Consider the following 13797-nt stretch of genomic DNA (forward strand, 5'->3'; position numbering starts at 1 on the left):
TCTCAGTAGGCAAGACGATCATTGAATGTGACGGATGGCGAGTGCTCGGAAAATTCCGGCGAGGGATTTGTCGCATCTGCGTTTCGCGAGTTGTGGGCGTTCTGTCCTTCAAAAAAAGCGGCAATTCCTGGTGTCGCGCGCGATTGGCCGGAGAGCGCGGCTCCGGCGGCAATCACGACCAGAGGGTAGGAGCCGTTGCCATTGACTTTCAGTTTGCCCGGTGCGGACTTGAGCGGGTTTCCGATCTGGTAGAAAAGTGTTGTTGCCCATGCATTTTGTGGCCACCAGTCATTTTTGATGGGCAGCAGGAAGTCACAACTGCTGCTCGCCCAGATCATGCTCTGGGCGCTGGCGATCGTGCCGGGCGCTGCGGCTTGAACGGCCCGTGCCTTTGCGAGCAAGAGGCTGAGTAGCGTTGTAGTGGTATTTACGGCTTTCTCGGCACTGGCTCGAGCGGTGCTCCCCGGTTTGTCGAGGTCGGCTTGCAGTAACTCAATGGCGCCCTTTTTTCCGTTGATGCTGATCAGCGTATCTGTCGCGGCTTTGTAAGCGGAGGCATCGAGGGCTATTGCCTTGCTTGGATCAGTTCCCTCTGCCAACGCTGCCGCCTTGGCAAGGGGGGCGCTGATGGCTGCGTTGTCGGCAATGGTTTTGGCCCAGAAAGCGACGTTGACCGCTGTGCGGCCAACGGTTTCGGCATAAGGAACGATGGCGCTCTGCAGCGGGCGAGGCGTCGCCGTGTCAATCTGCACGAAGTCGCTGCCGGCGCTCAGGTAGGCGGCAAGGGTTGCCAGCAGGCTGCTGCGGGTCAGGTTGTTGTCGACGGTCTCATTGTTGGCGATGGCCGTGGCGAGTAGCACGAGTTTTTCGCTGGCCAGGCTGGCCTGGCTTGCTATCAGTCGATCATCCGGAAAGGTCGCGCGGGTTGCCAGAACAGCGGAGTTCAGGGCAGCCAGTGCGTTGCTTTTGCCAGTATTGATACTGTCCATGCCTGATCTCAGGTCGGTGATCGATCTGCTGGCGGTTTCGAGGCGAAAAGCCAGGGCAGCGCGGCTTGCCGGGGTGGCCTCTCGGGATATTGCCGTATTGAGCAACGCAAGTGCCTTTGCCTGTTCGTCAATTTCGTTGGACAGGCGGTTGCTCCTGCTGGCGGCAATGCGGGCTTGTAATTCGTCAATTAGAATCTGCAAGGTCGCGATTGCCGATCTGGCTGCTTCCGTCTCGGGGGACGTGTTGGTGCTTGCCGCTGCGCTGGCCGCCTGTCCGGCAGCAATCGCGGCATCAGTCGCCGCCCCAAGGGCGGGCTGGATGTCTGGGCGAGCGGTGCTGGTCGCCAGCAATAATTCCTGGATGCCTTGTGTGATTGCAAGCAACTCGGTTGTCGAGGTGGCTTGGGCGAACATCTGGCTACGGCGTCCAAGTTCGGCAGGAAAGACATCGCTGCCCAGTTGGCCGAGCAGCTCTGGGAGTTCTTCACTGGCCACTTTGCTGTTCTCGTTCAGCATGCGAATGCTGCTGCCTTCGTTGCGGCTGATCCTGTCGTTGGCAATCGCCTCGCCGACCGCGGTGTCGATTCTCATGAGTTGGGCGAGGAGCGTGTCGGCTCGCTGCTTCAATTTGCTGCTATCGAGAAATAGGCTGTCGAATAAATTTCTTGCCAGCACGAGTTTGTTGCCAAGCATTTGCAGTGCAGCGAGTTGTTCGTTCGCATTGCTTGTCTGGGCAATTGTTGCCCCGGTTTTCTCGAGTCGGGCAATGCTGTCGTGCAGCATGGCTTCCAGGCCGGGGCCGGGTTGAGAGACGGGTAACCGGCCAAAGAAGCTGCCTGCTTTGCCTTGTCCTGATGTGCTGGAAAGCGGTGCAGGCCAGGGGTAGCGATGAGCCGTGTTGCCGGGGGCGTCGGCATGCCGGTCGAGACAGTTCCTGACTTCGTTGGCTACCCGCTTTTCGACGGCAGCCATCAGGTCCTGGCGGCTGATGACCTGCAAGCGGTCATTGAACCGGGCTCCGGGCGGGCCGCTGACGTAGGTGTGATCATCGCCGTTGCCATTTTCGCCATCGAGATAATCGGCTGGCTTGTTCGACGGACGTAGCTGGCCAGGCAGAGGTGTTTGCGCTGCAAAAATGATGGCCGCGATCTCCTTCTGGCTGTCGACCTGCACGGCCATGCTGCTCTCGCTGTTGATCGGCTGGGCGCTGTCGTCGTCGCGCAGGGACGGTGACAAGGCATACCAGAGGTGATTGTTGCTGTCGTCCCGGAGTTCGGGCTGATCCAGTGTCAGCCAGGGCAGGCGGCCGATATAGCTTGGACAGCGAGTCATGGTGAACATGTCCGCCTTTCCGTCATCCGGGTAGTTGTTCCAGCCGGTGCTGTCAGTGACAAGATCGGGACAGGGCAAACTGCCCGGGCGGTTGTCATCGGTCACGGCGCGTGCAATCAGGGCGTCCCTGGCGCGCAGCAGGGTTTCGGCAAGCGTTTGTTGTTGCTTGTTTTGGCTGAAAAAGTTGTGCCTCTCAGCAAAAAAGACGTAGCTGCCAAGCATGAAGACAATGACCAGCAGTAGCCAGAGCGCAATGCCTTTTTGTGCCGGCGCGTGCACTTTTCGTTTCATCGCGACGCCTTGCCGGGCCGAATGCTGATTTTTCCATCGCGAAGCAGGCTTTCGCGTTCGCCGCTATTGGCGTCGTAGCTATCCCCAACGGCAACAGGAAGTTCGGCGCCGCTGCCGTCGTGGCTCGCCTCGCCGTTGATCCAGCGTGTGCTTTTGCCGGAATTGCGCCGGACTTCACCGTTGACGGTCAGCTTGACGCCCCTTGTATTGGCGTCGGAATAGGGTACCTGTCGGCGTTGTTGTTCCAGGGCGTTGCGTTGTTCTGGTGTCAGCAGGAGTCGCCCCAGATTTTCTTGTCCGTTCGCATCGCTTGCGCAGCCGAAAGTGAGTCCCGGCACCAGGAGCAGCAGGAGTCGCCGGGAGCTCATTGTTCCCTCCTGTCCGGCTGAGTGGTCAGCCACTGCATTTCGCAGTCGGCGTGCAATGGCCGGATAGCGCCCTCTTCCAGCGATTGAGTTTTGCTCAGGTGACAACTGCGCAGCAGTACCAGAGCTGGTGCCTGTCGCTGTATGTCCGCCAGGATGGTGAGAAAGTCTGCCTCGTGCAGCGGCGTGAACTGCAGATGCAGTGTGCTGCTGAAATAAGGCCAGGCATTTCCCGACGTTTTGTCCAAGGGAATGCGGGGGGCGAATTCGTAGTGGATGTCTCGCACCTGGAAAGCCTTGGCGATGCTGTCCAGGATTTCAGTCCAGATAAAACGGTTGTCCTTGCCGGCGATGCCCGTGCTTCGCAGTTCCTGGTACAAGCTTGCCCGTCCGCCGAGTTCGTTCTTTTCGGCCGCCGCCTGGTGCAGACGCAGTTCGATCTGGTTTTTGCTTTTCCGGCACGCATCGCGCGCTTGTTCTGCCTCCTCTGCCTGATTGTGGCTCCAGAGGGCCAGGGCCACGCCGAGAAGCAAAGAGGCGGTCAGTCCGAACAGTGGCTTCGTCAGTCGGACGAAATGATGCTGGCGCTGGCTCATGGTGATCCGTGCCGGGTCAGGCGCAGGGAAAAACGTCCGGTCTCGCCATCTCGCGCTTCGTTGCTGCGCAGGATCTTGTCCGACGAAATCGCATAGGGTGGCCGGGTCAGGCTGAGTTGAGTCGCCGGCGCTCGCTGCAGGTGTTCGACGAACTGTTCGAATCTGGCTTGGTTTTGCGGTCGGGAAGAGTGCTCTCCGCTCTGAATCGAGCCCGTAATGCTGGTGATTTCTACAGCGGCAGGCAAGTTGCCAGCGGTCGACGTGTCGGGAACGGTAATTTCCCATCTGATGTTTTCAAGTTCGATGCCCGGATGCTCGTCCATCACCTGGCCAAGGAATTGAAACGTTGCCGAGGGGCTGGCCTGCCGGCGTTGCAATTCGCGATGGCGATTGGTCAGGTGGCGCAGGCTTTCGTTGTCGATATCGAGTTGCGGAAAGGTGGCTGCAATTTCTGCGTAGCGCGCCTGCATTTGCATTTCGCTGGTGGCGTATTCGACGCTTTCCTGGTGCAGGTTTTGAGCTCGCCAGCTTTCTTCGCCGGCATAGAGGGCGCTTCCAAACAGGATGCCGAAACTCGCCGCAGCCAAGGCGCGTCGGGTTTGCCAGAGGCGGAAATCCTGACGTTGGGCAGCGGTCGCGAATTGTTGCCGGGGTGGTGCATGGCCAAGCAGGTGCAGGAAAAGATGTTCGCATCCGGCGTCAGCGGGTGGGTGATTCAGCTTGAGTTGGCGGGCTGCGCTGGGGATGTCGGTGATCGTGAATTGTCGGTTCGCATCGTTTTGACAACTGGCCTGCAGCGCCTGCGTGATTTCCGGCTTGGCGATGATGTTGACCGTCAGGCAGGCCGCGTGCTCGATCTGGCGTTGTCCGAGCAGGTATTGCTGCAGCCTGGTCGCTTCGCCGGCAATCAGAAATGCGTTGCCCTTGATGTCGTCGGTGCTCAGGGCTGTTGCACGCGAAAAAACGGTCTGACCATGTTGCAAGTAACTTTCGCGCAGGGTGTGTGCATGTTGGGTCAGCAGCAGGCAATGCTGGGTGTCGCGGGCGAGTCGGTGCAGCAACAGGCCGTTGAGTTGCGGCGGCGTGTAAATGCCGGCGAGCGGGATTTCGGCTGCGGCGATTTGTTGTAGCCAAGGGGTGAGGTCCGGTACCTTGTTCAATCCGATGAATAGCAGCTTTTCTTCTTTGCGCCGAGCCTTGATATGGCCGAGAGAAATCACCGTGTGCAACTGTGCTCCGTTCAGGTGTTGCTGAGTCCTGCGCTGAATCAAGGTTTGTCGATCCTTGCCGCGGAGGAGGGGAATGTTGTCGACGACCAGCTCCTCGTCACCAAGGTCGCTCAGCAGCCGACAGGGCAAGGCAGGGGGCGCGTGCAAGTAGTCAGAGAAACTGTTCAACCCGGCTTCGTCGGCGACGAAGCTGCCTTCCTGGTGCAACTCGCCACCTTGCTGGCGATAAGCGGTCAGTCTGTGATGGCGGTCGAGGTGGAGCAGGCGGCATCGGCTCATAGCTTGATCCGGCTGATCACATCGTAGATGGGGGCGATGACTGCCAGCATGATCCAGCCGAGCAGCAGGCCCATGATGACGGTCAGTATGGGCTCGATCATGGCTTGTGCCTTGCCGACCGATTCACGGACGTCGCGGTTGTAGAAGTAGCTGACATTGCGCAGCGCCGTGTCGAGCCGCCCGGTGCTTTCACCAACCCGCAGCATGCGGATGACAAGAGGTGGAAAGAGGCCGGTATCGAGAAATGCCCCGGCGACGTTGCGGCCTTCGTGAATGGCTTGCTCTGCCTGCGCGACCGCCTGGCTCATGGCACGATTGCCCAGGGTGTTGCGGGTGGTGCGGATGGCCTCCTGGATGGGGATGCCTGCCGCGTAGAGCAGGGCAAAGGTGTTGGCAAAGCGGGACAGCACGATTTTTTTGAGGATGTTGCCGATCAGTGGCAGGCGCAGTTTGGCCTTGTCGAGGTAAAGCCGGGCGTGCGGGCTGCGCCGCAGGAGCACTTGCCAGGCGAGTACGGGAAGGAGCGGGGCGAGCAGAAAGGCTGGCCAGTTGCCGATCAGAAGATCGGAAAGGAAAAACAGCAGGCGGGTCTGCAGCGGCAAGGTTTGGCCCATGTTTTTCACGAACTGCTTGAGTTGCGGCACCAGGTAAATCATCAGGAAAAATGTGGTGGCGCCGACGATCGTGGCGACCAGGCTTGGATAAATCAGCAGCTTTCTGGCATGTGCCGCGAGTTCGTCCTCCCAGCGCAGTGATTCGCCAAGGCTGGCCAGAGTTTCCGGAAGCTGGCCACAGCTTTCGCCAGCCTGGACGAGATTGGTGAATACCTGATTAAATGTGCCGGCTTGGGCGGCCATTGCCTGCGACAGTGTCTGGCCGCCTTCGATGCGTTCGATCAGGCTGCTGACAATCTCGCGCCAGCGGGCCTGTTCGAGCGAGTCGCGCAGATCTTTCAGCCCGTCGAGCAGAGGGACGCCAGCCTGGGTCAGTTGTTCGAGATGGAAACAGAAGTTGATCAACTCCTGGCGGGGAATGCCGCGTCGGATCAGTGTTGGGCGAATACGAACGGGGGAGCAATCGATGAGTTCCAGCCCCATGCGTTTGAGTCGCATCTCCAGATCAATGGGGTTGGCAGCCTCCTGGCGGCCGCTGGAACGACGTCCGGTTTCATCGATGGCGCGATACTTGAAACGCATCGCTACATCCGGTTGCTTAGATCGACGACGCGGCCCAGCTCGCTCAGCGATGTGCTGCCGTCAAGGACACGGCGGCAGCCATCGTCAATCAATGGAACGAATCCGCTTTGCAATGCCTGGCTAAAGATCTCGCGGGCGCTTGCCTGGCGGGCGATGAGTTCGTCAATCGCGGCATCGATACGCAGTATTTCCATAATCGCCAGGCGGCCGCGATACCCCTGAAAATCACAGTGGGTGCAGCCGGCTGCGCGGAAAAGCGTGGTTTTCTCGGTGTCGACCGGTAGGGCAAGTAGTCGCACTTCATCCGGTGTTGCCGAATGGGGCGACTTGCAGTGTGCACAGAGGCGACGGATCAGACGCTGGGCAACGATGCCGATCATGTTGCCGGCGATGATGCCCGGCTGCATGCCGATGTCGAGCAACCGGGGAATGGCGCCGATTGCCGAGCCGGTATGCAGGGTGGAGTACACCTGGTGGCCGGTCATTGCCGCTCGCAACGCCATTTCGGCGGTGTCGGCATCGCGGATTTCGCCGACCAGGATGATGTCGGGATCCTGGCGCATCATTGAGCGAATGCCGCTGGCAAAATCCAGGCGGGTCGCTTCCGAGATTGAGGTCTGGCGGACCAGCGGCAGTGGGTATTCGACGGGGTCTTCCAGGGTCATGATATTGACCCCCTCGACATTGAGGTGGTTCAGTATCGAATAGAGCGTCGTTGTCTTGCCGCTGCCGGTCGGGCCGGTCACCAGGATGATGCCTTCCGGGCGCGCGATCATGGTTTGCAACAGCACCAATTGTTTTTCGCTCAGGCCTAACTGCTCGAGTGGGACGATGCCCTTGTGGCGGTCAAGGATGCGCAGCACGATGTTTTCGCCATGCAGGGTCAATTGGCTGGCAACCCGGAAATCCACCGCTCGCCCGGAAATGCTCAGACTGATCCGGCCATCCTGCGGGGCGCGGTTCTCGGCAATATTCATTCCGGCGAGCACCTTGATGCGCACGATCATGGGTGGCCAGCAGGAATTGTGCAGGGCGCGAATCTGGCGCAGCATGCCGTCGATCCGGTAGCGGATGCGCAGGAAACTGTTTTCCGGTTCGAAATGGATATCCGACGCGCGCCGTTTGACGGCGTCGCTGAGAATTGCGTCAACCAGGCGGACGACCGGCTGGCGGTATTCGTCACCGGCGGTCGACAGGCTGGACCAGTCGATTTCGCCGGTTTCGAGCTCGTGCAGAATGCCGTCTATCGATAATTCGTGGCCGTAATGCCGATCAATCGCCTGGTCGATTTCCGATTCGCCGGCGAGCCAGGTTTCGATCTCTACCGTTTCTGCCAGTCCGGCACTCACCTGATCAAGGGCAACGATATTGTGGAGATCGGGGATGGCTAGGGTCAGGCGTTGCTGCTGCTCGTCGTAAGCCACGGCGAGGATATGGTGGCGTTTTGCCACGTCATGGGGAACCATCCGGATGGCTTGTGGATCGATGATGGCCTTGCCCGGATCGATGCTGCGTTGCCCCAGTGTTGCCGACAAGGCATCGCGCAGGACGGTTTCCGAGATGAAGCCAAGTGCAACCAGCAGTTTTCCGAGCGGCAGATCCTGCTGCATTTGCTCCTGCAGTGCGATACGTAGCTGGTCTTCTGAGAGTAGTCCTTCCTCGATCAGCTTTCGACCAAGCGGCAAGCGTGCGCCACCTGTTTCGTAAGTGCCTCCCTTAATGGTTCGGGAGGAAACTGAGAGGTCGGGCTTCATCGGGTTGCCTGAAGAAATTTTTCTCGGGGAGCATCTCGCGCAAGTTTCGGTAGTCGCCATTGATGTCTGCATCCTTGACGATGATCGGGCGGAGAAATATGACCAGTTCCGATTTCTGACTCAGGTTGTTGCGGTTGTTCAGCAATTCGCCGGCGATCGGTATTTGCCCGAGCAGTGGGACGCGCTGCGTCTGATAGTCAATCCGGTCTTCCATCAGTCCGCCCAGAATGGCGATGTCGCCGCTGGCGATGCGCATGACAGATTCCACTTCACGGGTGCGAATCATGGGGACGAGGTTTTCGATGCCATTTTTGCGTAGATCCGGGTTGGGGTCAGCGATTTCACGGCCTACGCTGGTGATGGTTGGTCGAATGTTCAAGGTAACCATGTCGTTGGCGCTGATTTGCGGTGTGACGCCCATGACCAGTCCGACCGATACGGTTTGCGGTGTCGTCGTGTACGTGATTGATGTGCCAACGTTGGCGGTGCTGGTGGTGTCGGCCTTGACCGTAAAGTAGACATAGTTCTCAACAACCTTGAGCAGTGCGGTCTGATTGTTGAGTACCGAAAGGCGGGGGCTGGAGAGTACTTTGGTTGTTCCGAATGTTTCGAGCAAGCTGATCAGCGCGTTGGGATTCTGATCCCGGGTGTAGCGCATGTTGACGGTGCTTTTAAGGGGATTGCCCAAGTATTCGATGAGGCCTTTGCCGCCCAGTTGTGTCCAGTCGATGCCCTGCTCGTAGCCATTCTTCAGCGTCACTTCTGCGATGGTGGTTTCGATCAGCACCTGGCGTCGTGCTGAGTTGGCCACCTGCTCGATGAATTCGTGGATGCGATCATGCTGGCGCTGGGTTGCTCGTACGGCAATCACGCCGCTTTCCGCATTCATGATCACTGATGCTGCTTCGCGAAAAGTGCTGCGGCGCAGGGTGGCGTTGCCGCTGGCTTGAGCGCTGGCGTTGGCGGTTGGTATGGGTTGAAGCAACTGGCCGTTCTGGGCTGTACGTTTGCCACTGCTATGCGTGAGCGCAGCCAGACCGGTTGCGGATTGGTTGCTGCTTTGTTCGATCAGTGTTTCGCTGGAGCCTTCCGGGAATATTTTGTCGGTTTCGCGCAGGATGTCCTTGATGTTTTGTTCCAGTGTTTCCCAAAACTGGTTTTTCGAGGTGTTCTCTATCCGGGTGTTCGAGACGTTGCCGGCCGAGTTGCCCGAACTGGATGACGTCGATGCGCTTCCGGGCAGGCCGCTTGTGATCTGGCTGTTCGCGGCAATAGTGCCGGTCATGTTGCGGGAAATATTTACGTAGTCCACGCCGTAGTGGCGCAGGAAAGGCGTGTCGGGCATGATCGCCAGGTTTTTGCCCTCCATCTCGAAGCGCATGTCCACCTGTTTCGTGATTCGGGCCAGTAGTTGCGGCAGCGTCTGGTCTATGGCATTCAATGTGACCAGACCAGTGATGCCGGGGTGGATGTCAATATTGATTTTTGCATCTCTGGCCAAGGCGAACAGCAGGTCGTGAACAGCGACATTGTTGACGATGACGCTGTAAGTTTCCGGGGAGGGGATGTTTTCCCTGTTTTCTGCAGATGGTGTGCGTGTTGCTGGCGAGTTGTGTGGTACTTGAGGTCGAGTCTGTTGGGCGGGTTCGCTGCTCAGGTGCCCTTTTGGTAGTGCGTATGGTGCTGTGTTTGAACAGGCTATCAGCATCAGACAATGAGGTGCCAACGTGGTAACACCGACTCTCATCGAGCTTGATCTCATCGGATAGGGGTTTTGTGACGGAACTTCTCTCGGTGAAATTTAGACTATTGCCATTAAATTATTCATTTTGGATTTGTAAATTTTTGTGATGCTCCGGTTGCTTGTGTCGCCCTAATGTATCCAGCCTGATCTGTCCCTTCGTGCATCAGCGAAGTTTCGATTGACGTTTGCTCAAGGTGGTCGCAATGATCAGCCAAGTTCTCAGAGCAGATCCCAAGTCGGTTTCGCGATATTGAATGGCAGTGTTGGCGGGCGAGTCTGCTAAAATCGCATGACTTTTTCGAGGGTGGTGCTTTGTCGGACGACATTCTGGTCGATATCGAAGACCTTCAGTTCAACTATGACGGGCGGCCGGTGCTGCAGGGGATCAACATGAAGATCCCGCGCGGCAAGGTGGTTGCCATCATGGGGGGGTCAGGTTGTGGCAAGACAACCTTGCTGCGCTGTATCGGTGGTCAATTGCGACCGACCGGCGGGCGCGTTCGTCTGGAAAAGCATCAGGTTTGTGAAATGTCGGAGGCGGAGCTTTATCGTCTGCGGCGCAAAATGGGCATGCTTTTCCAGTTTGGCGCGCTGTTTACCGATATTTCCGTGTTCGAGAATGTCGCGTTTCCGTTGCGTGAGCACACTGACCTCTCCGAGCAAATGATCTGCGACCTCGTCTTGATGAAGCTTGAGGCGGTTGGTCTGCGCGGCGCCCACAAGCTGATGCCTGGTGAGTTGTCAGGGGGCATGGCGCGGCGTGTTGCGCTGGCGCGTGCGGTTGCGCTTGATCCGATGCTGGTGATGTATGACGAGCCTTTCACCGGTCTTGATCCGATTGCACTGGGTGTCATTGGGCAGTTGATCCGCAAGTTGAATGATGCTCTGGGGGCGACCTCAATCATGGTGACCCATGATGTGCAGGAGTCCTTGCAGATCGTTGATTACATTTACTTCATTTCGAATGGTCAGATTGTTGCAGAGGGTACGCCGGATGAAATCCGGGCCTCGCGCGATCCATTTGTGCACCAGTTTGTGCATGCCGAGGTTGATGGTCCGGTGCGTTTTGATTACCCGGCGCCCTCGGTGAAGCAGCAGTTTCTGGCCGGAGATACGCATGTTTAGTCCGGCGGTGTTGTTGCGCAAGCTTGGTCATGCTGTTGTGGAACGTATCTGGCGACTGGGTTTTGCGACCCGTTTTCTGTTCGCGATCCTGACCCATTCCGGTACGGCCTTCCGTCGCCTGCCGCTGACTTTGCGCGAAATATATTTCAGCGGCGTGCTTTCGCTGGTGATCATTCTGGTGTCCGGTCTTTTTGTCGGCATGGTGCTTGGCTTGCAGGGGTTTGAAACCCTGCAGCGCTTCGGGTCGACCGAGGCACTGGGGATCATGGTGGCCTTGTCCTTGACGCGGGAGTTGGGGCCGGTGGTTGCCGGCTTGCTGTTTGCTTCGCGCGCCGGTACCTCGGTGGCTGCAGAGATTGGCCTGATGAAGGCAACCGAGCAGTTGAAGGCCATGGACATGATGGCAGTCAATCCGATTGCCCGTGTTGTGGCGCCGCGTTTCTGGGGGGGCGTCATCTCGATGCCCTTGCTGGCGGCGATGTTTTCTGCGATGGGTGTGCTTGGCGGCTGGTTGATCGGCGTGGTGTTCATCGGTGTTGATGATGGTGCCTTCTGGTCGCAAATGCAGGCTGGCGTTGATTGGCGCTACGACATCTGGAACGGCATCATCAAGAGTTTTGTTTTTGGCATCGCGGTATCGCTGATTGCCGTTTTCGAAGGTTACGATTCGGTGCCGACGGCCGAGGGGGTGTCACGGGCAATTACGCGTACCGTGGTGACATCGGCCTTGACCATCCTTGCACTCGATTTCGTTCTCACTTCGTTCATGTTCCGGGGAACTTCATGAACCGTACCGCTCTCGACCTCTGGGTCGGTTTTTTTGTGGCGCTGGGCCTTGCTGCCGTGTTGTTTTTGGCGACAAAGGTGGGCAACCTTTCATCGGCCAATCTGTCTGAAACTTATACGCTGCAGGCCAAGTTTGATAACATCGGTGGGTTGAAAGTGCGTGGGCCGGTGAAGAGTGCCGGCGTACTGGTTGGCCGGATTACCGATATCAAGCTTGATCCGACGAGCTATGAGGCTGTTGTGACCCTGAGCATCGATGGTCGCTTCCGTTTCCCAAAGGATACTTTCGCTTCGATTTACACGGCTGGTTTGCTCGGTGAGCAATATGTCGGCCTTGATGTCGGTGGTGATGAAAAGATGTTGCAGGCGGGCGACACCGTTACCAAAACGCAGTCGGCTGTGGTTCTCGAAAAGCTGATCAGTCAGTTTCTTTTCAGCAAGGCGGCAGAAGGACAGGATAAAAAATGACGGTGAAGCTTGAATTGCTGAGGCTTGGTTCGCGAGGCCGACTTCTGGTTGGCGCCCTGCTGGCGTTAACGTTCGCCGGAGGGGTTTCGGCTGAAGATAATCCGCGTGATCCGTATGAGGGCTTCAATCGCACCATGTTCTCGGTCAATGAGGCCGTGGACAAGGCGCTGATCAAACCGCTCGGGCAGGCTTACGACAAGGTCGCACCGTTGCCGGTGAAGGCCGGTGTCGGCAATTTTTTCGGTAATACGAGTGATCTCTGGATCGGTGTTAATAGTGCGATGCAGGGCAAGTTTTCCGATGCCGGCATCGATGCCGGGCGTTTGCTGATCAACTCGACGGTGGGTATTTTGGGTCTCTTCGATGTTGCCAGCGAACTCGGCCTGGAAAAGCATGATGAGGACTTCGGGCAGACGCTCGCCGTGTGGGGTGTGGCGGATGGCGGCTATCTCTACTGGCCGATCATCGGGCCGCGCACGCTGCGCGATACTGCGGGCTGGGGGGCTGATTCCTTTGCCGATCCTGTGCGTTATGTGCGGCCGGTTACTGTTCGCAACAGCATGAGTGCGCTGCGTATCGTCGATATTCGGGCCAGTTTGCTGCCGGCCGACAAGGTGGTCGAAGAGGCTGCGCTGGACAAGTATGCTTACGTGCGCGATGCCTATCTGCAACGTCGCCGCAACCAGATTTTCGATGGCCGCCCGCCGCGGCTGGACGATTGATTCAACTTAGATTAACGATGATGAAAAAGCTATTTGCCCTCTTCTTTGCCGGTTTTGTCGCTGCCTCTGCTTGTGCTCAGGAGGCGCCGGATGCGCTTATTCAGCAGGTGACGGAAGAGGTGCTGGATATTATCCGCAAGGACAAGGATATCCAGAACGGCAATACCCACAAGGTTATCGATCTGGTCGACAAGAAGGTCCTGCCGCACTTCAATTTCCCCCACATGACGGCGCTTGCTGTCGGCAAGGACTGGAAAAAGGCCAGTGCCGGTCAGCAGCAGCAATTGGTGGTCGAGTTCAAGACCTTGCTGGTGCGTACCTACTCGAATGCTCTGGTCGGATACAAGAATCAGAAGGTCGTTTACAAGCCGTTCAAGATGGCACCGGGTGAATCCGACGTGCTGGTGCGTACCGATATCCTGCAGCCGGGCAGCAAGCCGGTTCAGCTCGACTACAACCTGGAAAAGCTGGAGTCGGGCTGGAAGGTGTACGACGTGACGGTGGCGGGGATCAGTCTGGTCACCAATTATCGCGAACAGTTCGGGCAGGAGGTTCGCAATGCCGGCATCGATGGTCTGATTGCCTCCATTTCAGCGAAGAACAAGTCGCTTGATCCCGCAGTCAAGGCCGAGAAAAAATGATCGAGCGTGAAGCCGGGCGCCTTGTTGTCAAGGTGCCGCTGATCATCGCCAATGCGCGCAGCCTGCTTGAAGCAGGCTGTTCCGCTTTGGCGGAAGGTGAACAGATATTCGATTTCTCCGGTGTGACCGAGGCTGACTCCTCCGCCGTGGCGGTGATGCTGGGGTGGTTGCGTGCGGCACCAGCGACACGGTCGACGCTCAAATTTGCCCATATTCCAACCGGCGTGCGTTCCCTGGCTGAGCTTTACGGCGTTTCCGAACTGTTGCCCCTCGCCTGAGG

Annotated in this window: 13 protein-coding genes; 6 read left to right on the top strand and 7 right to left on the bottom strand. The window is 57.9% G+C overall.

What is annotated here, in order from left to right; all coding sequences use genetic code 11:
* Window positions 1-2: 2 nt before the first annotated feature.
* The 7 genes from KIG99_RS13700 to KIG99_RS13730 are packed head-to-tail and all read right to left on the bottom strand — an operon-like array spanning window position 3 to window position 9739.
* Window positions 3-2612 carry a hypothetical protein gene (locus KIG99_RS13700; protein WP_226460662.1) on the bottom strand — a complete coding sequence of 870 codons (2610 nt, stop codon included), beginning with the start codon at window positions 2610-2612 and terminating at the stop codon, window positions 3-5.
* The gene (locus tag KIG99_RS13705) at window positions 2609-2980 is read right to left on the bottom strand and encodes a hypothetical protein (protein WP_226460663.1); all 372 of its coding nucleotides are present in this window, start codon (window positions 2978-2980) and stop codon (window positions 2609-2611) included. The genes KIG99_RS13700 and KIG99_RS13705 overlap by 4 nt, the downstream gene beginning before the upstream one ends.
* Complete coding sequence (locus KIG99_RS13710) at window positions 2977-3573, bottom strand: hypothetical protein (RefSeq protein ID WP_226460664.1); 597 nt, start codon at window positions 3571-3573, stop codon at window positions 2977-2979. Before KIG99_RS13710 ends, KIG99_RS13705 begins: the two co-directional genes overlap by 4 nt.
* Entirely contained in the window at window positions 3570-5081 is a 1512-nt protein-coding gene (locus KIG99_RS13715; RefSeq protein ID WP_226460665.1) for a hypothetical protein, read from the bottom strand. Before KIG99_RS13715 ends, KIG99_RS13710 begins: the two co-directional genes overlap by 4 nt.
* Window positions 5078-6277 (bottom strand): type II secretion system F family protein, encoded by a 1200-nt coding sequence (locus tag KIG99_RS13720; RefSeq protein WP_226460666.1) that lies wholly within the window; start codon window positions 6275-6277, stop codon window positions 5078-5080. Before KIG99_RS13720 ends, KIG99_RS13715 begins: the two co-directional genes overlap by 4 nt.
* A 2-nt stretch (window positions 6278-6279) precedes the next feature.
* Window positions 6280-7962, bottom strand: a complete 1683-nt coding sequence (locus KIG99_RS13725; RefSeq protein ID WP_226460667.1) for a GspE/PulE family protein — start codon at window positions 7960-7962, stop codon at window positions 6280-6282.
* A 31-nt stretch (window positions 7963-7993) separates the two neighbouring features.
* Entirely contained in the window at window positions 7994-9739 is a 1746-nt protein-coding gene (locus KIG99_RS13730; protein ID WP_226460668.1) for a type II secretion system protein GspD, read from the bottom strand.
* 348 nt (window positions 9740-10087) lie between these two features.
* Between KIG99_RS13730 and KIG99_RS13735 the strand changes: the two genes are divergently transcribed.
* From KIG99_RS13735 to KIG99_RS13760, 6 genes are read left to right on the top strand one after another with little or no spacing between them, the layout of a single operon-like run.
* Window positions 10088-10900: an ABC transporter ATP-binding protein gene (locus KIG99_RS13735; protein WP_226460669.1), complete on the top strand. Its 813-nt coding sequence runs from the start codon at window positions 10088-10090 to the stop codon at window positions 10898-10900.
* On the top strand, window positions 10893-11687 hold the full coding sequence (gene mlaE / locus KIG99_RS13740) for a lipid asymmetry maintenance ABC transporter permease subunit MlaE (protein WP_226460670.1): 795 nt from the start codon (window positions 10893-10895) through the stop codon (window positions 11685-11687). The genes KIG99_RS13735 and mlaE overlap by 8 nt, the downstream gene beginning before the upstream one ends.
* A complete protein-coding gene (gene mlaD / locus KIG99_RS13745) occupies window positions 11684-12154 on the top strand; it encodes an outer membrane lipid asymmetry maintenance protein MlaD (protein WP_226460671.1) in 471 nt (156 codons plus the stop codon). The genes mlaE and mlaD overlap by 4 nt, the downstream gene beginning before the upstream one ends.
* On the top strand, window positions 12151-12876 hold the full coding sequence (locus KIG99_RS13750) for an MlaA family lipoprotein (protein WP_226460672.1): 726 nt from the start codon (window positions 12151-12153) through the stop codon (window positions 12874-12876). The genes mlaD and KIG99_RS13750 overlap by 4 nt, the downstream gene beginning before the upstream one ends.
* Window positions 12877-12893: 17 nt before the next feature.
* Window positions 12894-13517, top strand: coding sequence for an MlaC/ttg2D family ABC transporter substrate-binding protein (locus KIG99_RS13755; protein WP_226460673.1), 624 nt, complete (start codon window positions 12894-12896; stop codon window positions 13515-13517).
* On the top strand, window positions 13514-13795 hold the full coding sequence (locus KIG99_RS13760; RefSeq protein ID WP_226460674.1) for an STAS domain-containing protein: 282 nt from the start codon (window positions 13514-13516) through the stop codon (window positions 13793-13795). The genes KIG99_RS13755 and KIG99_RS13760 overlap by 4 nt, the downstream gene beginning before the upstream one ends.
* Window positions 13796-13797: the final 2 nt, after the last annotated feature.

The sequence above is a fragment of the Quatrionicoccus australiensis genome, from assembly GCF_020510425.1.
Taxonomy (GTDB): Bacteria; Pseudomonadota; Gammaproteobacteria; order Burkholderiales; family Rhodocyclaceae; genus Azonexus; species Azonexus australiensis_A.

Bases quoted from the DNA above. Each gene is read 5' to 3' on its own strand.
- KIG99_RS13700 (WP_226460662.1), bottom strand. From the start codon at position 2,612: ATGAAACGAAAAGTGCACGCGCCGGCACAAAAAGGCATTGCGCTCTGG.
- KIG99_RS13705 (WP_226460663.1), bottom strand. From the start codon at position 2,980: ATGAGCTCCCGGCGACTCCTGCTGCTCCTGGTGCCGGGACTCACTTTC.
- KIG99_RS13710 (WP_226460664.1), bottom strand. From the start codon at position 3,573: ATGAGCCAGCGCCAGCATCATTTCGTCCGACTGACGAAGCCACTGTTC.
- KIG99_RS13715 (WP_226460665.1), bottom strand. From the start codon at position 5,081: ATGAGCCGATGCCGCCTGCTCCACCTCGACCGCCATCACAGACTGACC.
- KIG99_RS13720 (WP_226460666.1), bottom strand. From the start codon at position 6,277: ATGCGTTTCAAGTATCGCGCCATCGATGAAACCGGACGTCGTTCCAGC.
- KIG99_RS13730 (WP_226460668.1), bottom strand. From the start codon at position 9,739: ATGCTGATAGCCTGTTCAAACACAGCACCATACGCACTACCAAAAGGG.
- mlaE (WP_226460670.1), top strand. From the start codon at position 10,893: ATGTTTAGTCCGGCGGTGTTGTTGCGCAAGCTTGGTCATGCTGTTGTG.
- mlaD (WP_226460671.1), top strand. From the start codon at position 11,684: ATGAACCGTACCGCTCTCGACCTCTGGGTCGGTTTTTTTGTGGCGCTG.
- KIG99_RS13750 (WP_226460672.1), top strand. From the start codon at position 12,151: ATGACGGTGAAGCTTGAATTGCTGAGGCTTGGTTCGCGAGGCCGACTT.
- KIG99_RS13755 (WP_226460673.1), top strand. From the start codon at position 12,894: ATGATGAAAAAGCTATTTGCCCTCTTCTTTGCCGGTTTTGTCGCTGCC.
- KIG99_RS13760 (WP_226460674.1), top strand. From the start codon at position 13,514: ATGATCGAGCGTGAAGCCGGGCGCCTTGTTGTCAAGGTGCCGCTGATC.